This is a genomic window from Roseibium sp. RKSG952, assembly GCF_009711355.1.
This window is the reverse complement of sequence record NZ_SMMF01000019.1, coordinates 1-208: the sequence shown is the minus strand read 5'-3', so window position 1 is coordinate 208 and position 208 is coordinate 1. Positions and strand designations below refer to the sequence as shown.

Annotated in this window: 1 protein-coding gene; it reads left to right on the top strand. The window is 58.2% G+C overall.

Annotated features, from left to right (window positions below):
- Positions 1 to 14 precede the first annotated feature (14 nt).
- Positions 15 to 208 (top strand): DUF4116 domain-containing protein (locus E1297_RS51000; RefSeq protein WP_368669403.1); only part of this gene is annotated, 194 nt, incomplete at its 3' end.

Here is a 208-nt window from a genome sequence, read left to right as displayed (position 1 = left end):
TCTGCCTCGAGGCGGTGAGGCAAAACGGCGTAGCATTGAGGTATGTGCCAAAAGATCTCCAGGCGCCGAAAATATGTCTCGAGGCGGTCAGGCAAGACGGCATGACATTGAGGCATGTGCCGTGGTCCCTCTGGACAGAGGAGATGTGCCGCGAAGCGGTGAGGAAACGCGGAGCGGTGTTGCAATATGTTCCGGAAGACCTCCGGAC